This window comes from Variovorax paradoxus (assembly GCF_000834655.1).
Taxonomy (GTDB): Bacteria; Pseudomonadota; Gammaproteobacteria; order Burkholderiales; family Burkholderiaceae_C; genus Variovorax; species Variovorax paradoxus_F.
Genome location: NZ_JXQQ01000028.1, coordinates 23,860 through 40,215, shown reverse-complemented (window position 1 = coordinate 40,215; position 16,356 = coordinate 23,860). Strand labels below are relative to the sequence as shown.

16 protein-coding genes are annotated in these 16,356 nt (G+C 68.8%); all 16 read left to right on the top strand.

The genetic code is table 11. From position 1 onward, the window contains the following. Nucleotides 1-33: 33 nt before the first annotated feature. The 16 genes from RT97_RS12755 (at nucleotide 34) to RT97_RS12680 (ending at nucleotide 16,323) form a co-directional block, all read left to right on the top strand. A complete protein-coding gene (locus RT97_RS12755) occupies nucleotides 34-1,293 on the top strand; it encodes a D-amino acid dehydrogenase (RefSeq protein ID WP_042579159.1) in 1,260 nt (419 codons plus the stop codon). Nucleotides 1,294-1,469: 176 nt separating this feature from the next. Beyond that, nucleotides 1,470-2,456 (top strand): Bug family tripartite tricarboxylate transporter substrate binding protein, encoded by a 987-nt coding sequence (locus tag RT97_RS12750; protein WP_042579158.1) that lies wholly within the window; start codon nucleotides 1,470-1,472, stop codon nucleotides 2,454-2,456. A 16-nt stretch (nucleotides 2,457-2,472) separates the two neighbouring features. Then, nucleotides 2,473-3,288 (top strand): SDR family oxidoreductase, encoded by an 816-nt coding sequence (locus RT97_RS12745; RefSeq protein ID WP_042579157.1) that lies wholly within the window; start codon nucleotides 2,473-2,475, stop codon nucleotides 3,286-3,288. 25 nt (nucleotides 3,289-3,313) lie between these two features. Then, nucleotides 3,314-3,862, top strand: coding sequence for a cupin domain-containing protein (locus RT97_RS12740; protein ID WP_042579156.1), 549 nt, complete (start codon nucleotides 3,314-3,316; stop codon nucleotides 3,860-3,862). Between the two features lie 7 nt (nucleotides 3,863-3,869). After that, nucleotides 3,870-4,742, top strand: coding sequence for an alpha/beta fold hydrolase (locus tag RT97_RS12735; RefSeq protein WP_042579155.1), 873 nt, complete (start codon nucleotides 3,870-3,872; stop codon nucleotides 4,740-4,742). Between the two features lie 42 nt (nucleotides 4,743-4,784). Beyond that, on the top strand, nucleotides 4,785-5,621 hold the full coding sequence (locus RT97_RS12730) for an IclR family transcriptional regulator (RefSeq protein ID WP_042579154.1): 837 nt from the start codon (nucleotides 4,785-4,787) through the stop codon (nucleotides 5,619-5,621). 13 nt (nucleotides 5,622-5,634) lie between these two features. After that, the gene (locus tag RT97_RS12725) at nucleotides 5,635-6,471 is read left to right on the top strand and encodes an SDR family oxidoreductase (protein ID WP_042579153.1); all 837 of its coding nucleotides are present in this window, start codon (nucleotides 5,635-5,637) and stop codon (nucleotides 6,469-6,471) included. A gap of 153 nt (nucleotides 6,472-6,624) precedes the next feature. Next, a complete protein-coding gene (locus RT97_RS12720; protein ID WP_042579152.1) occupies nucleotides 6,625-8,316 on the top strand; it encodes a thiamine pyrophosphate-binding protein in 1,692 nt (563 codons plus the stop codon). A gap of 29 nt (nucleotides 8,317-8,345) precedes the next feature. Beyond that, nucleotides 8,346-9,134 carry an aspartate dehydrogenase gene (locus RT97_RS12715; RefSeq protein ID WP_172672203.1) on the top strand — a complete coding sequence of 263 codons (789 nt, stop codon included), beginning with the start codon at nucleotides 8,346-8,348 and terminating at the stop codon, nucleotides 9,132-9,134. Nucleotides 9,135-9,144: 10 nt separating this feature from the next. Next, nucleotides 9,145-10,623 (top strand): aldehyde dehydrogenase, encoded by a 1,479-nt coding sequence (locus tag RT97_RS12710; RefSeq protein WP_042579150.1) that lies wholly within the window; start codon nucleotides 9,145-9,147, stop codon nucleotides 10,621-10,623. Nucleotides 10,624-10,774: 151 nt separating this feature from the next. Further along, nucleotides 10,775-11,746: a VOC family protein gene (locus tag RT97_RS12705; protein ID WP_042579149.1), complete on the top strand. Its 972-nt coding sequence runs from the start codon at nucleotides 10,775-10,777 to the stop codon at nucleotides 11,744-11,746. Nucleotides 11,747-11,760: 14 nt separating this feature from the next. Continuing rightward, a complete protein-coding gene (locus RT97_RS12700; protein WP_042579385.1) occupies nucleotides 11,761-12,747 on the top strand; it encodes a Bug family tripartite tricarboxylate transporter substrate binding protein in 987 nt (328 codons plus the stop codon). Nucleotides 12,748-12,776: 29 nt separating this feature from the next. Next, nucleotides 12,777-13,934, top strand: a complete 1,158-nt coding sequence (locus tag RT97_RS12695) for an FAD-dependent monooxygenase (RefSeq protein ID WP_042579148.1) — start codon at nucleotides 12,777-12,779, stop codon at nucleotides 13,932-13,934. Between the two features lie 31 nt (nucleotides 13,935-13,965). After that, nucleotides 13,966-14,196 (top strand): recombinase-like helix-turn-helix domain-containing protein, encoded by a 231-nt coding sequence (locus tag RT97_RS12690; RefSeq protein ID WP_042579147.1) that lies wholly within the window; start codon nucleotides 13,966-13,968, stop codon nucleotides 14,194-14,196. Between the two features lie 10 nt (nucleotides 14,197-14,206). Beyond that, entirely contained in the window at nucleotides 14,207-15,229 is a 1,023-nt protein-coding gene (locus RT97_RS12685) for an aromatic ring-hydroxylating oxygenase subunit alpha (protein WP_042579146.1), read from the top strand. Between the two features lie 125 nt (nucleotides 15,230-15,354). Beyond that, nucleotides 15,355-16,323, top strand: coding sequence for a PDR/VanB family oxidoreductase (locus RT97_RS12680; RefSeq protein ID WP_042579145.1), 969 nt, complete (start codon nucleotides 15,355-15,357; stop codon nucleotides 16,321-16,323). Nucleotides 16,324-16,356: the final 33 nt, after the last annotated feature.

The window sequence follows — 16,356 nt, the reverse complement described above, 5'->3', positions numbered from 1 at the left end:
GGCCGCTCTGGCCATCAAGAAAGAGGGAGTTCCATGCAGGTCCTGATTCTCGGCAGCGGTGTCATCGGCACGTCGGTGGCGTACTACCTGGCACGCGCCGGCCACGAGGTTACGGTGCTGGAGCGCCAGCCGGCGCCCGCGCTCGAAACCAGCTTCGGCAACGCCGGAGAAGTTTCGCCCGGCTACTCCGCGCCCTGGGCCGGGCCCGGCGTTCCGCTCAAGGCCGTCAAGTGGATGCTGATGCAGCACAGCCCGCTGGTCGTCAAGCCGATGCTCGATCCGGCGATGTGGCGCTGGGGCCTCTCGATGCTGCGCAACTGCACGCAGGCGCGCTACGAGGTCAACAAGAGCCGCATGGTGCGGCTGGCCGAATACAGCCGCGATTGCATGAAGGCCCTGCGCGCCGACACGGGCATCGCGTACGACGAGCGCATGCAGGGCACGCTGCAGCTCTTTCGCACGCAGCAGCAGTTGGACGGCACCGCGAAGGATGTCGAAGTGCTCAAGGCCTCCGGCGTGCCCTACCAGGTGCTCGACCGCGACGGTTGCCTGCCTTACGAGCCCGCGCTCGCGGCGGTGAAGGAGAAGTTCGTCGGCGGCCTGCGCCTGCCGGGCGACGAGACCGGCGACTGCTTCAAGTTCACGCAGGCGCTGGCCAAGCTGGCGGAGGCTGCGGGCGTGACCTTCCGCTTCGGGGTGAACATCCAGGCCATCGAGCACGAGGCCGCCAAGGAAGTGACCGCGGTGCGCACCGACCAGGGCCGCTTCACCGCCGACCGCTACGTCGTCGCGCTCGGCAGCTATTCGCCGGCGCTGGTCAAGCCGCTGGGCATCGACCTGCCGGTGTACCCGGTCAAGGGCTTCTCGATCACCGTGCCGATCACCGACGCAGGCGGCGCGCCCGAATCCACCGTGATGGACGAGACCTTCAAGGTGGCCGTCACCCGCCTGGGCGATCGCATCCGCGTGGGCGGCACGGCGCAGCTCTCGGGCTTCGACCTCGCGCTCAACCCGCGGCGGCGCGACACGCTCGAACACGTGGTGACCGATCTTTTCCCGAGGGGCGGCAACGTGCGCGACGCCTCCTTCTGGACGGGCCTGCGCCCGATGACGCCCGACGGCACGCCGGTCGTCGGCGCCACCCGCATCCCCAACCTGATGCTGAGCACCGGCCACGGCACGCTCGGCTGGACCATGGCCGCCGGCACCGGCCGCGTAATGGCCGACCTCGTCGCCGGGAAGGCGCCGGAGATCGACATGGAAGGCCTGACCGTGGCGCGCTACGGCGGCTAGCACGCACAACCCCATCCCCAAGCAGGGCGTCCCCAAAAGGCCGCCTTGTTTACGTTGGGTTGCGACATATAGGGTTTCTACCTAGTCACGAAGTTGTCTTCGTGTTTATCCTTCGTGCGTTCCATTAATAAATCGTCGTTTCTCTAATGAAACAAAACGCCGACCACGACGGACCCATGAAACACACACGCCGACTTGCCATCGCAGCCGCCATTTCGCTGGCCGCCGCCTGCGCCACCGGACCCGCCTGGGCGCAGGGCTACCCCGCCAAGCCGATCACGTTGGTCGTTGCCTACCCGGCAGGCGGAGACACCGACGCGCTGGCTAGGCTCTTCGCCGAGAAGCTCTCGGCGCGGGTGGGGCAGCCGGTGGTGGTCGACAACCGCCCGGGTGCCAGCGGCATCATCGGCAGCGGCTATGTGTCGAAGGCCGCGCCCGACGGCTACACGCTGCTGCTCGCGCCCAGCACTTTCTCGATCGCGCAGCTGGTGCTCAAGACCAACGGCACCTCCGGATACGACGTGCTCGCCGGCTTCACGCCGATCGTGCAGACCGGCAGCCAGCCGCTCTTCCTGGTGGCGAGCGCCGGCAGCGGCATCGCCAGCGCAAAGGACGCAGTCGCGGCGGCCAAGGGCGCCGGCAAGTCGCTCTCGTACGCGAGCCCGGGCAGCGGCTCGCCGATGCACATCCTGGGCGAGATGTTCGCCCGCGCCTCGGGTGCGAGCCTCGCGCATGTGCCCTACAAGGGCGTGGCGCCCGCGGTCAACGACGTGCTGGGCGGCCATGTGCCGGTCACCTTCATCACGCTCGGCCCGGTGGCGCCGTACTTCGCCAACGGCAAGCTCAAGCCGCTGGCGGTGGCATCGAGCCAGCGCTCGCCGCTCGCGCCCACCGTGCCGACACTTGCCGAGCTGGGCTACAAGGACGTCGAGGTCGTCGCCTGGAACGGCCTCTGGGGCCCGCGCAACCTGCCGCCCGAGATCGTGAAGACGCTCAACGGCCACTTCAACGAAATCCTCAAGATGCCCGACATCGTCGCGCGCATGGCCGTGCTCGGCACCACGCCGGTGGGCGGCGAAGCCGACGTGCTCGGCAAGACCAACGCCGCCGACTACGCGCGCTTCGGCAAGGTCATCAAGGAGCTCGGCATCCAGGCCGACTGAACGACTGAACGATCCCATGACCGAACTCAAAGCCATTCCCGATCCGTCGAGCCTGCAGTCGCTGCTGGCCGAGCTGCCCGCCAACCTGCTGGCAGGTCGCCGCGTGCTCGTGACCGGCGGCGCCCGGGGCCTGGGCCTCGCGTTCGCACAGTGCATCGCCGCGGCGGGCGCGAGCGTGGTGCTGGCTGACATCCTCGGAGAACTCGCCGAAACCGAAGCGAAGGCGCTGCGCGATGCGGGCCACAAGGCGCACGCGCTCACCGTGGATCTGTCGGACCCGGCCTCCATCGACGCTTGCGCGGCCGAAGCGATCCGCCTGCTCGGCGGCCTGGACGGCCTGGTCAACAACGCCGCCATCACCAACTCGGGCGGCCGCGACGCGCACCAGCTCGAGATCGACATGTGGGACCGCGTGATGAATGTCAACGTGCGCGGCACCTGGCTCATGGGCCGCGCCTGCCGCAGCGCGCTGGCCGAGAGCGGCCGCGGCGCCGTCGTCAACCTCGCTTCCGATACCGCCCTGTGGGGCGCGCCGAACCTGCTGGCCTACGCCTCCAGCAAGGGCGCGGTCATCTCCATGACGCGCTCGCTCGCTCGCGAATGGGGCGGCGACAACATCACCGTCAATGCCGTGGCGCCGGGCCTCACGCTGGTCGAGGCGACCGAGTACGTGCCGATGGCGCGCCACCAGAAATACCTCGAAGGCCGCGCCATCCCGCGGGAGCAGCAGGCGGCCGATGTGTGCGGCGCCACGCTGTATTTGCTGTCCGGCCTCTCGCGCTTCGTGACGGGCCAGCTCCTGGCCGTCAACGGCGGCTTTGCGATGCACTGAATTTTCCGAAGAAGGAGTGAACCCCATGAGCGATTTGTCCGAGCAACAGAAGATCAACGACGCTGCCGCCAGCACCCTGGCCCAGCCCGAGGGCACGAGCCTGGCCGAGTGGATGAACACCCGCATCGCGCGCTACGAGACCCGCAAGTACGACTGGGACGCGCTGAAGTTCCAGGCCGATTTCGACCCGAAGTACCGCCGCGCGCAGATGCGCTACGTGGGCACCGGCGGCACCGGCGTCGCGAAGGACGTGAACACCGTGCCTTCGGAGCACTTCACCTTCTCGACCATGGTGATCCCGGCCGGCCACGAAGGCCCGCCGCACCTGCACACCGACGTGGAAGAAGTGTTCTTCCTCATCCGCGGCAAGCTCAAGGTCGTGATCGAGAAGGACGGCGAGCGTTTCGAGACCATCATGACCGACCGCGACCTCATCTCGGTGCCGCCAGGCGTGTACCGCGAAGAGATCAACATCGGCGACGAAGACGCGCTGATGTGCGTGATGCTCGGCGCGAAGAAGCCGATCACGCCGACGTATCCGGCCGATCACCCGCTCGCGAAGATCAAGCGCTGAGGACGAGATGAGCGACACGATGGCCACCGACGCATTGGCGCTGCCTGCCTCCGAGCTGGCGCTGCTGGACGACCGTTTCCCCGCACGCGACGTGCCGGTCGGCGGCGGTGCCGTGGTGTCGGTGCGCGAACGCGGCACGGGCCCGGCCATCATCTGCCTGCACGGCATCGGCTCCGGCGCGGCCTCGTGGCTCAATGTCGCGATGCTGCTCGCGCCGCAAGCCCGCGTGATCGCATGGGATGCGCCGGGCTACGGCGCATCGACGCCGCTCGCGCCTGCGGCGCCATCCGCTGCGGACTACGCGGAGCGCCTGCGCGCCTTGCTCGATGCGCTCGACATCCAGTCGTGCGTGCTGGTGGGCCATTCGCTCGGCGCGCTCACGGCGGGCTCGGCTGCACGCAACGGTTCGGCCCTGGCGTCGCGCATCCGCCGCCTCGTGCTGATCAGCCCGGCCGCGGGCTACGGCGCACCGTCTCGCGCGGAAGCCCGCGCCAGGGTGCGCACCGAGCGCCTGGCCACGCTCGACGAACTGGGCATCGAAGGCATGGCCGCCAAGCGTGCGGGCCGGCTCGTCTCCGACACCGCCAGCGTCCTCGCGCGCCAGTGGGTGCGCTGGAACATGGCCCGGCTGAACGACGGCGGCTACCGCCAGGCCGTCGAGCTGCTCTGCAACGGCGACCTGCTGGCCGACCTGCCGCCTGCGATGCCTGTGCGCGTGGCCTGTGGCACGCTCGATGTCGTCACCACGCCCGACGCCTGCACCGAGGTCGCTCGCGGCTGCGGGGAGACGCTCGAACCCATCGAAGGCGCCGGGCACGCCAGCTATGTGGAACGGCCCGAGGCCGTGACCGCGCTGCTGCGCGAAGCGCTCGCCGCCTGAGCCGGGCCACCGAAGAAGAACCAACGGAAACAACGAATCACCATGGCAACGAACGACAACGAAGTGATGGAAGAGGGCGCCGACCGCTACAACGTGCCGGCGCTCGAACGCGGCCTGCGCGTGCTGTGCGAGTTCAGCCGCGAGAACCGCACGCTCTCCGCGCCCGAGCTGGCGCGCCGCTTCGACCTGCCGCGCTCGACCGTGTTCCGCCTGCTCACCACGCTGGAGAACATGGGCTTTCTCGAACGTGCCGAGGGCGGCCGCGACTACCGCCTGGGCCTCGCGGTGCTGCGCCTGGGCTTCGAATACCTCGCCTCGCTCGAACTCACGCAGCTGGGCACGCCGCTGCTCAACCGCCTGTGCGACGAGCTGCGCACGCCCTGCAACCTGGTGGTGCGCGACGGCCGCTCGATCGTGTACGTCGCCAAGGTCGCGCCGCCCACGCCGTTCGCCAGCTCGGTCACCGTGGGCACGCGCCTGCCGGCCCACGCCACGGTGCTCGGCCGCGTGCTGCTCGAAGACCTCACGCTGCCGCAGCTGCGTGCGCTCTACCCCGAAGACAAGCTGGAGACCTTCTCGCCAAGCACGCCCAAGACGGTGAACGAGCTCTTCGACATGGTGCAGGCCGACCGCTCGCGCGGCTACGTGCTGGGCGAGGGCTTCTTCGAATCGAACATCTCCAGCATCGCCGCGCCGGTGCGCGACCACAGCGGCCACATCGTGGCGGCGCTGGGCGCGACCATCACCTCGGACCACATCGAGGAAAGCCGCATGGACGAGATGGTGCTGCGCGTGCGCGGCGTGGCCGACGAGATCTCGGGGCTTCTGAACTATTCGCCTGCGCGCAGCAACAAGGTGGTGCCGCTTCGCAGCGCATGACGACGTGACGGACATGACGATTCAGGCACCTTCCCAATTCTTTGCCGCCGATGCATTGGCGGGCCGCGTGGCGGTGGTCACGGGCGGCTCCTCGGGCATCGGCCTCGCGACCGTCGAGCTGCTGCTCGCAAGCGGCGCGGCCGTCGCGCTGTGCGGCCGCAACGCCGAGCGGCTGGACCGCGCGGTGGCCGGCCTGCGCGCGCAGTTCCCCGATGCGAAGCTCTTCGCGCAGCCGTGCGACGTGCTCGACGGCGTTGCGGTGAAGGCTTTCGCCGCCGCCAGCGAGGCCGCGCTCGGCCCGGCCTCGATGCTGGTCAACAACGCGGGGCAGGGACGCGTCTCCACCTTCGCCGACACCGAGGATGCGGCCTGGATGGACGAGCTTCACCTGAAGTTCTTTTCCGTCATCCACCCCACGCGCGCCTTCCTGCCGCAGCTCGCGGCGCAGCGCGCCGTGCTGGGCGATGCAGCCATCGTCTGCGCCAACTCGCTGCTCGCTCGCCAGCCCGAGCCGCACATGGTCGCCACGTCGGCCGCGCGCGCGGGCTTGCTGAATCTCGTGCGCTCGATGGCCACAGAATTCGCGCCGCAGGGCGTGCGCGTCAACGGCATCCTGATCGGCCTCGTCGAGTCGGGCCAGTGGCGCCGCCGCTTCGAGGCGCGCGAAGACAAGTCCGTGGACTGGGCCGCCTGGAGCGGCCAGCTCGCGAAGACCAAGCACATCCCGCTGGGTCGCCTGGGGCTTCCGACAGAAGCCGCACGCGCGATCCTTTTCCTCGCTTCGCCCCTCGCTTCCTACACGACGGGCAGCCACATCGATATCTCCGGAGGCCATTCACGCCATGCCTAAGCCCACCCCCAGCCTTGTCCACTTCGTGTGGCTTCTGCACCCTCTCGAGGGGGCAACACCAGCGGCCCGGCAGAGCCGGTTCCGCGGCGTTTCCCACCTCGGCCGCGCCGACATTCCGATGCGCGCCATCCAAACGCTCTCCGGGGGGATCTGATGACAGCCAAGCAAGTCACTGTCGGCGCTGTCGTCGCCGCTTTCATTGAGCAGTGCGGCGTCAAGGCAGCTTTCGGCGTGATCTCGATCCACAACATGCCGATCCTCGATGCGTTCGCGCAGCGCGGCACGATCCGCTTCATTTCCTCGCGCGGCGAAGCCGGCGCGGGCAACATGGCGGACGCCTACGCGCGCTCCACCGCGAGCCTGGGCGTGTGCATCACCAGCACCGGCCCTGCCGCAGGCAACATCGCGGGCAGCCTGGTCGAAGCGCTGACCGCCGGCGCGCCGCTCCTGCACATCACCGGACAGATCGAGACGCCGTACCTGGACAAGGGCATGTCGTACATCCATGAGGCGCCCGACCAGCTCACCATGCTCAAGGCCGTGTCGAAGGCGGCCCTGCGCGTGCGCAGCGTGGAGACGGTGCTCGGCACGCTCAAGCGCGCGGTGCAGCTCGCGCTCACGGCGCCGACCGGCCCGGTGAGCGTGGAGATCCCGATCGACATCCAGTCGGCGCTCACCACGATGCCGGCCGACCTCTCGCCGCTGCCGGTGGAACTGCCCGTGCCGTCCGCCGCCGCGCTCGATGCGCTGGCCGCACGGCTGGCGTCCGCCAGGCGGCCGCTGCTGTGGGTCGGCGGCGGTGCGCGCCACGCCCGCGCCGCCATCGAGCGCCTGCAGAAGCTGGGCTTCGGCGTCGTCACCACCACGCAGGGCCGCGGCACGGTACCCGAGGACGATGCCGGGTCACTCGGCGCCTACAACATCCAGAAGCCGGTCGAGGCCTTCTATCAAACCTGCGACGCGATGCTCGTGGTCGGCTCGCGCCTGCGCGGCAACGAGACGCTCAAGTACGAACTGAAGCTGCCACGCCCGCTGTACCGCATCGACGCCGATGCCGCCGCCGAAGGCCGCTGCTATGCCTCCGAGGCCTTCGTCTGCGGCGACTCGGCACTGGCCCTCGAAGGCCTGGCCGATCGCCTCGAAGCCGCCCGCTACAAGGCCGATGCGCAACTGCTGGCCGACCTGCGCGCCGCGCACGACCAGGCGGTGGCCACGCTGCGCGACGGCCTCGGCCCGTACGCCGAACTCGTGCGCCGGCTCCAGTCCGCCGCGGGCCGCAAGTTCAACTGGGTGCGCGACGTGACCGTCTCCAACAGCACCTGGGGCAACCGCGAGCTGCGCATCTTCGAGCCGAGCGCCGGCGTGCACGCCACGGGCGGCGGCATCGGCCAGGGCATGCCGATGGCCATCGGCGCGGCCATCGGCGCGGCGGTGACCGGCTCGGGCCGCAAGACCTTTTGCCTGGCCGGTGACGGCGGCTTCATCCTGAACCTGGGCGAGCTCGCCTGCATGGTGCAGGAGAAGGCGCCGATGGTGATCGTGCTCATGAACGACAAGAGCTACGGCGTCATCAAGAACATCCAGGATGCGCAGTACGGCGGCCGCCAGTGCTACGCCGAGCTGCACACGCCCGACTACGACCTGCTGTGCAAGTCGATCGCGCTGCCGCACGCCCGCGTGATAGACCTGGCCGACCTGCCGGCGCGGCTGGACGAAGCGTTGTCCACCGACGGCCCGTTCCTGCTGGAGATCGACATGCTCTCCATCGGCGGCTTCAAGACCAGCTTCGCCGGCCCGCCGACCAACACGGTCACGCAGATTCCCGCGCTCGGTACGGCCCGGTGAGAGCGAGCGCAGCCAAGCCCATGACCGCCATCACACGCATCGCACTCGTCGGCTGCGGCGCCATCGGCACCGCGGTGCTCGAACTGCTCAGGGGCGATCCCGCCCTGCGGGTGACGGTCGTCGTCGTGCCCGTCGAGGGCATGGCCGCCGCGAAGAAGGCCGTGCCCGGTGCGCAGGTGCTGAGCATGGTGCCTGTCGCCGGCATCGACCTCGTGGTCGAGACCGCGGGCCATGCCGCCATCGAAGAGCACGTGCTGCCGGCGCTTGCGCGCGGCACGCCGTGCGTGGTTGCCTCGGTCGGCGCGCTGTCGGCTGCGGGCCTTGCTGAAAAGCTCGAAGCCGCCGCCGTTGCCGGCCGCACGCAGGTGCAGCTGATTCCCGGCGCCATCGGCGCGATCGACGCGCTGGCCGCGGCCCGCATCGGCGGCCTCGACAACGTGCGCTACACCGGCCGGAAGCCCCCCAAGGCCTGGAAGGGCACGCCGGCCGAACAGGGCCGCGACCTCGATGCGTTGACGCAGGCCACGGTGATCTTCGAAGGCAGCGCGCGCGAGGCGGCCCTGCTGTACCCGAAGAACGCCAACGTCGCGGCCACCGTCTCGCTCGCGGGGCTCGGCCTCGACAAGACGCAGGTGCGCCTGATCGCGGACCCCGCCACCGCCGAGAACGTGCACACCGTCGAAGCCGAAGGCGCCTTCGGCAGCTTCGAGCTGACCATGCGCAACAAGCCGCTCGCGGCCAACCCCAAGACCTCGGCGCTGACCGTCTACAGCGCGGTGCGCGCGCTGCGCAACCGCGTGGCGCCGCTAGTCATCTGAATTGCTCCCCATGATTTCCTCCGAACTTCTTACGATCTGCATTGCCGGCGAATGGCGCCTTGGCGGCGGCGATGTGTATGAAAGCCTGTACCCGGCCACGGGCGAGCCGATCGCGCGCCTGAAGGCCGCGAGCCTTGCCGACGTCGAGGAGGCCATCGTTCGCGCAGACCACGCCTTTCGCACCAGCGGCTGGGCGCAGCGCCTGCCGCACGAGCGCGCGGCCGTGCTGCACCGCGTGGCGCAGCTGATCCGCGAAGAGAGCGAATCCCTCGCGCAGAAGCAGCGCCTGGACAACGGCAAGCCGATCAACGAAACCCGCAACCTCGTGGCGAGCGCGGCGGGCACCTTCCAGTTCTTCGCGGCCGCGCTGGAGACGCTCGAAGAGACCATCACTCCCTCGCGCGGCGCCTTCGTCACGATGAGCGTGCACGAGCCGATGGGCGTGGTCGCGGCCATCACGCCGTGGAACTCGCCGATTGCGAGCGAAGCGCAGAAGCTCGCGCCCGCGCTCGCGGCCGGCAACGCGGTGGTCGTCAAGCCCGCCGAAGTCACGCCGCTCATGGCGCTGGAACTCGCGCGCATCTGCGAGCAGGCCGGCGTGCCCAAGGGCATCGTGAGCGTGCTGCCGGGCAAGGGCTCGGTCATCGGCGACGCGATCACCAAGCATCCGCTGGTCAAGCGCGTGTCGTTCACCGGCGGCACGACCACCGGCAAGCACATCGCGCACATCGCGGCCGACAAGATGATGCCGGTGTCGCTGGAGCTGGGCGGCAAGTCGCCCACCATGGTGCTCGACGACGCGGACCTCGACCATGCGGTGAACGGCGTGCTGTACGGCATCTTCAGTTCGTCGGGCGAGTCGTGCATCGCGGGCTCGCGCCTTTTCGTCGCGCGCAGCATCTACGACGAATTCCTCACGCGGCTGGCCGAAGGCGCCAATGCGCTGCGCGTGGGCGATCCGGCTTCGGAGCGCACGCAGATGGGTCCGCTCATCACGGCGAAGCACCGCGAAGGCATCGAGCGCTATGTGGACCTCGGCGTGTCCGAAGGCGGTCGCATCCGCACCGGTGGCGTGCGCCCGCACGGTGCCGGCTACGACAAAGGCTACTTCTACAAGCCGACCATCATCGAAGGCCTGGACAACGGCGCGCGAATCAGCCAGGAAGAGATCTTCGGCCCGGTGCTCGTCGCGATGCCTTTCGACGACGAAGAGTCGCTGATCGCGCAGGCGAACGACAGCGTCTACGCACTGGCCGCCGGCGTGTGGAGCCGCGACTTCAAGCGCGCCTGGAAGCTCGGCCGCGCGGTGCAGGCCGGCACGGTCTGGGTCAACACCTACAAGCAGTTCTCGGTCTCCACGCCGTTCGGCGGCTGGCGCGACAGCGGCCTCGGCCGCGAGAAAGGCCGCGAAGGCATCTTCCAGTACATGGAGCAAAAGAGCATGTACTGGGGCACCAACGACCAGCCGCTCCCGTGGGCAGCAATATGAAACACCCCCAGGCTATCGCGCACTTCGTGTCGCTTCGCCCACCCCCTTGCAGGGGGCAATACCTGCGGCCCGGCAAAGCCGGTTCCGCGGTATTCCTGGAAGAAGTCCTTTCAAACCGTATCGAATCCAACGATGTGGCGGAGTTATTGATATGAGCGTTCTAGGCATCGACCAGATCACCTACGGGGCGGACGACCTGCCCACCTGCCGCCGGTTCTTCGAGGACTGGGGCCTCGCACTGAAGTCGGAGGCGGCCGACGAACTCGTCTTCGAGTGCCTCAACGGCTGCAAGGTCGTCGTCGCGGCGTGGGACAAGGCGGACCTGCCGCCCGCGATGGAAGAGGGCCCGACGCTGCGCGAAGTGGTGTGGGGCGTGCAAGACGAGGCGGACCTCGACCGCTACGCCGCAGCGATCTCGAACGACCCGGCCTTCTTCGACGGCATCGTCGACGGCGCACGCCGCATCGGCTGCATCGACCCCAACGGGCTCGCGGTGCGCCTGCAGGTCAACCGCAAGCACGCGGTCGATATCGACTGCGGCGCGATGAACACCTGGAACGCCAAGCCGCGCGTGAACCAGCCCGCGCCGATCTACGAGCGTGCGACGCCGATCGAAGTCGGCCACGTCGTGTTCTTCGTGAGCGACGTGGTGGGCACCAGCGCGTTCTATGCGAGTCGCTTCGGCTTCGTCTCGTCCGACAGCTACCCGAACCGCGGCGCGTTCATGCGCTGCGCGGCGGAGGGCGGTCACCACGACCTGTTCCTGCTGCAGATTCCCTCGGGCAAGCGCGGACTCAACCACGTGGCGTTCACCGTGCGCGACATCCACGAAGTGTTCGGCGGCGGCCTGCAGTTCTCGCGCCGCGGCTGGGAAACGCAGCTCGGCCCGGGCCGCCACCCGGTGTCGTCGGCGTACTTCTGGTACTTCAAGAACCCGGCCGGCGGCCTCATCGAGTACTACGCCGATGAAGACCAACTGACGGCCGAGTGGCAGCCGCGCGAATTCGAGCCGGGCCCGACGGTGTTCGCCGAATGGGCGGTCGACGGCGGCCTCGATGGCAACACGCGCCGCCAGAAGAACGCGGAAGGCCCGAAAGGCGCCTTCCTCACCGAGAAGAAATGACGGCCTCGATCACCATGCAACGACGTTTTTCCATCTCCCTTTTGATCGCCGCATTGGCGGCGGTCACATTGCCTGCACACGCGCAGAGCGATGCGCAGAAGCAGCTCTCCAGCGACCGCTTCACCATCGTCTCGCCATTCCCGCCGGGTGGTCCGGTCGACACGCTGGCGCGTGTGCTCTCCGACGGCCTTGCCAAGCGCTACGGCCAGGCGGCCGTGGTCGAGAACCTCGTGGGCGCGGCCGGCAACATCGGCATCGACAAGGTCAAGCGCGCGAAGGGCGATGGCCACACGCTGCTCGTGGTGCCGGCCGGCAACCTCACGATCAACCCGACCCTGATGCCGAACTTTCCGTTCGACATCGCGAAGGACTTCGTGCCCGTCACCATGCTGGCCAAGGCGCCCAACGTGCTGGTGGCCGCGCCGTCGTCGGGCATCAAGAGCGCCAAGGAGTTGGTGGCGATGGCCAAGGCCAAGCCCGACACGCTGTCGTACGCATCGCCGGGCGTGGGCAGCGGCCTGCACCTGGCGGGCGAGCTCTTCAAGCAGCAGGCCGGAATCGACCTGCTGCACGTGCCCTACAAGGGCACGGCCCCGGCGCTCAACGACGTGCTCGGCGGCTCGGTGCCGCTGATGTTCAGCAACCTGCCCGCGACCATGCCCTTCATCAAGAACGGCAAGCTCGTCGCGCTGGGCGTGACCGAGGCAACGCGCAGCCCGGCGGCGCCCGATATCCCGACGCTGGCGGAGCAGGGCATCCAGGGCGTCACCGTGACGTCCTGGTATGGCCTCCTCGCGCCCAGGGGCACGCCGCCGGCCGTGGTCGAGCAGCTTGCGAAGGACGCCGCGCAGATGCTGGCCCAGCCCGACGTGCGCGAGCGCCTGAAGGTGCAGGGCATGACCGATGCGGCGATGAAGCCGTCCGAATTCGCCGCGCACATCCGCGACGAGACCGCCGTGTGGGCCCGGATCATCAAGGCCCGGAACATCGTGGCCGAGTGAGCCGCATGCAGGAACAGGCAGAGCCATCCATGAAGACAAGCGAATCCACCATCGGCATCGTCGGTGCCGGCATCGGCGGCTTGGTGGCTGCCATCGCGCTGCGGCGCGCGGGGCACGACGTGGTCGTGTTCGAGCAGGCGAAGCAGTTTGCCCGCGTCGGAGCGGACATCAACCTCACGCCCAACGCGGTGCGCGCGCTCGACGGCCTCGGCGTGGGCGAAGCGGCCCGCGTGACGGCGGCACGCCCGTCGCACCGCATCAGCCGCACCTACGACACCGGCGAGGAAACCTCGCGCCTGGAGATGGCCGATTCGGCGGAAGCGCGCTACGGCGCACCGCAGCTCACCATCCATCGCGCCGACCTGCTGGCCGCATTGGCCGACATGTTCCCGGCCGAGCGCGTGGCCCTCGGCAAGCGCGCAGAGAAGATCGCCGCGGACGACGAGGGCGTGACCCTCTCGTTCACCGATGGCACCAGCGCCCGAGTCGGCGTGCTGCTCGGCGCCGACGGCATCCACTCGTGCGTGCGCACCGCGATGTTCGGCGCCGAGAGCCCGCGCTTCACCGGCATCGTCGCCTACCGCGCCGTGGTGCCCGCAGAGCGGGTGGCCGGCGTGCCCAACCTCGGCGCCTTCACCAAGTGGTGGGGTCCGAACCCGCAGAGCCAGATCGTCACCTTCCCGCTGAACCGCGGCAGGGACATCTTCATCTTCGCGACCACGCCGCAGGACACCTGGCACCTGGAGTCGTGGACTGCGCCCGGCAGCGTCGCCGAGCTGCGCGAGCAATACGTGGCCTACCACCCCGAGGCGCGCGCCTTGCTCGATGCCTGCGACGCGGTGCTCAAGACCGCGCTGTACGAACGCGACCCGATGCCCGCGTGGGCCGAGGGCCGCATGGCGCTGCTCGGCGATGCGGCGCATCCGATGCTCCCCTTCATGGCGCAGGGTGCGGGCATGGCGATCGAAGACGCCGTGGTGCTGTCGCGCCACCTCGAAGGCGCGTCGATGGCCGACGTGGCCCCTGCGCTCAAGCATTACGAGAAAGCCCGCATAGCGCGCGCCAGCCAGGTGCAGCTCGGCTCGCGCGGCAACAACTGGCTGCGCGAAGGCGGCAATGCGGACTGGGTCTACGGCTACGACGCCTGGGCCGTGCCGCTGGGCGAACCCGTCGCCGCCACCGCCTGATTTCATTTCCCCTCACCCCCGGAGGCCCACGATGCAACAAGACCGCTATCTCCAACCGCACCAGGCGCGCCAGCGCCCCGCGACCACTTACGAAGACCTGCTGGGCGACGTGATCGAACGCGCCTTCGCCGATGGCATCCACGACCTCGGCGGATTGGTGCAGCGCCTGAACGACAGCGGCCTCGCCACGCCCGGCGGCCAGCTCTGGACCGAGGCGCTGTACCGCAAGGAAATGGCCACGCTGGCCTCAGAGAAAGTGTGAGAGGAACCCCATGACCATCGCCATCACCCCCGTTCCCGCCGATCCGGTCGACCACCTGTTGGAGATCGGCCTCAAGGACCTCTGGTACCCCATCTGCCCCTCGCACTTCATCAAGGAGAACCCCATCTCGCTGCGGCGCCTGGGCCGCAAGATCGCGCTCTGGCGCGACGGCGAGGGCGTGCTGCATGCGCTGGAAGACCGCTGCCCGCACCGCGGCGCGCCGCTGTCGCAGGGCGTGATCCTGGGCGACCGGCTCTCGTGCCCGTACCACGGCGTCGAGGTGCGCCATGACGGCGTCGTCACGCGCGTGCCCGGCAGCCCGGGCTGCAAGCTCGAAGGCTCGCGGGCCACGCGGCATTTCCACGTGCAGGAGCGTGCGGGTGCCGTGTTCCTCTACAACTCGAAGGAACCCGTCGACGCGCCGCCGCCGCTGGTGTTGCCTGAGCAACTGACCGACGACGCCGAGTACGGCAGCTTCCTTTGCTACACCGAGTGGAAAGGCGACTACCGCTACGTGCTCGACAACGTGATGGACCCGATGCATGGCACGTACCTGCACAAGCAGTCGCACTCGATGGCCGAGGGCGATTCGTCGGCCAAGTTCGGCATCCGCCCGACCGACATCGGCTTCGTGTTCGAGAAGGAAGGCCAGCGCAACGTCAACTTCGACTGGACCGAATGGGCCGACACCGGCATCCACTGGATGCGGCTTGAAATCCCGTACCCCAAGACCGGCGGCCCCGGCGGCAACTTCATCATCGTCGGCGCCTTCTCGCCGATCGTGAAGGGCATGACGGCCACCTTCTTCTGGCGCGTGCGCAAGCTCCCGAAGGGCTGGGAGCGCGACACCTGGCGTTTCCTCTACAAGAACCGCCTGGAGGCGCGCCACTGGCATGTGCTGGAGCAGGACCGCGTGATGCTCGAGGAGATGGAGGCCGACGCCAACCAGCACGAGAACCTGTACCAGCACGACCTGGGCATCGTCCGCCTGCGCCGCCACATGCGCAACCTGGCGGTGGCGCAACTTGGCTAACCCCCAGGCTTGCCCACTTCGTGTGGCCTCCTGCCCCCTTGAAGGGGGCAACACCAGCGGCCCGGCAAAGCCGGTTCCGCGGTGTTTCTTGGAATGAATCCGGGTCTTTGAAGAGGTAGTTACCAATGTCTTCTCCCACGCTGAACGCCCTCGTGCACACCATGCGCTACGAGGCCGACGGCATCGTCAGCGTCGAGTTCCGGCCGGCCACGCCCGCGGTGGACTTCCCGCCCTTCGAGGCCGGCTCCCACATTGACCTGCACCTGCCCAACGGGCTGGTGCGCAGCTATTCGCTGTGCAATCCGTCCAGCGACCGCCAACGCTACGTCGTCGGCGTGCTCAACGACCGAAAGAGCCGCGGCGGCTCGCGCTACGTGCACCAGCAGCTGCGCGTGGGCATGACGCTGCCGATCTCGGCGCCGCGCAACAACTTCAAGCTGCAGGAGGGCGCCGAGCGTTCGGTGCTCGTGGCCGGCGGCATCGGCGTGACGCCCATCTGGTGCATGCTGCAGCGGCTCGTGGCCATCGGCCAGCCGGTGGAGCTTTTGTATTGTGCGCGCACCCGCAAGGAGGCCGCGTTCTGCGAGGCCATCGAGGCGCTCGCGAACGAAAAGTCGGTGCAGCTCACCTGGCACTTCGACGACGAGAGGGGCGCACCGCCCGACCTCGCCGCGCTGCTGGCCGGCAAGGGTGCGGCGAGCCACTATTACTGCTGCGGCCCGACGCCGATGCTCGATGCGTTCGAGAAGGGCTGCGAGCAGCTCGGCTACGCCAATGCGCACATCGAGCGCTTTGCCGCGGTGCACGTGGAGGCGCCCAGCGCCACGCAGGGCTGCGTGGTGCAGTGCGCGAAAAGCGGCAAGAGCGTGGAGGTGCCCGCCGGCAAGTCGATCCTGGACAGCCTCATCGACGCCGGCCTCAACCCCGACCACAGCTGCAAGGAAGGCGTGTGCGGCGCCTGCGAAACGGCGGTGCTCGAGGGCGAAGTCGAGCACCACGACGGCATCCTCACCAAGATCGAGCGTGCGTCCAACAAGACCATGATGATCTGCGTCTCTCGCTGCAAGGGCGAGCGGCTGGTGCTGGACATCTGAGGCTGCGGCCAGAGAAAAACCAACCGAGACATC

Coding starts and splice junctions, on each gene's coding strand:
- RT97_RS12755 (WP_042579159.1), top strand. CDS start 34: ATGCAGGTCCTGATTCTCGGCAGCGGTGTCATCGGCACGTCGGTGGCG.
- RT97_RS12750 (WP_042579158.1), top strand. CDS start 1,470: ATGAAACACACACGCCGACTTGCCATCGCAGCCGCCATTTCGCTGGCC.
- RT97_RS12745 (WP_042579157.1), top strand. CDS start 2,473: ATGACCGAACTCAAAGCCATTCCCGATCCGTCGAGCCTGCAGTCGCTG.
- RT97_RS12740 (WP_042579156.1), top strand. CDS start 3,314: ATGAGCGATTTGTCCGAGCAACAGAAGATCAACGACGCTGCCGCCAGC.
- RT97_RS12735 (WP_042579155.1), top strand. CDS start 3,870: ATGAGCGACACGATGGCCACCGACGCATTGGCGCTGCCTGCCTCCGAG.
- RT97_RS12730 (WP_042579154.1), top strand. CDS start 4,785: ATGGCAACGAACGACAACGAAGTGATGGAAGAGGGCGCCGACCGCTAC.
- RT97_RS12725 (WP_042579153.1), top strand. CDS start 5,635: ATGACGATTCAGGCACCTTCCCAATTCTTTGCCGCCGATGCATTGGCG.
- RT97_RS12720 (WP_042579152.1), top strand. CDS start 6,625: ATGACAGCCAAGCAAGTCACTGTCGGCGCTGTCGTCGCCGCTTTCATT.
- RT97_RS12710 (WP_042579150.1), top strand. CDS start 9,145: ATGATTTCCTCCGAACTTCTTACGATCTGCATTGCCGGCGAATGGCGC.
- RT97_RS12705 (WP_042579149.1), top strand. CDS start 10,775: ATGAGCGTTCTAGGCATCGACCAGATCACCTACGGGGCGGACGACCTG.
- RT97_RS12700 (WP_042579385.1), top strand. CDS start 11,761: ATGCAACGACGTTTTTCCATCTCCCTTTTGATCGCCGCATTGGCGGCG.
- RT97_RS12695 (WP_042579148.1), top strand. CDS start 12,777: ATGAAGACAAGCGAATCCACCATCGGCATCGTCGGTGCCGGCATCGGC.
- RT97_RS12690 (WP_042579147.1), top strand. CDS start 13,966: ATGCAACAAGACCGCTATCTCCAACCGCACCAGGCGCGCCAGCGCCCC.
- RT97_RS12685 (WP_042579146.1), top strand. CDS start 14,207: ATGACCATCGCCATCACCCCCGTTCCCGCCGATCCGGTCGACCACCTG.
- RT97_RS12680 (WP_042579145.1), top strand. CDS start 15,355: ATGTCTTCTCCCACGCTGAACGCCCTCGTGCACACCATGCGCTACGAG.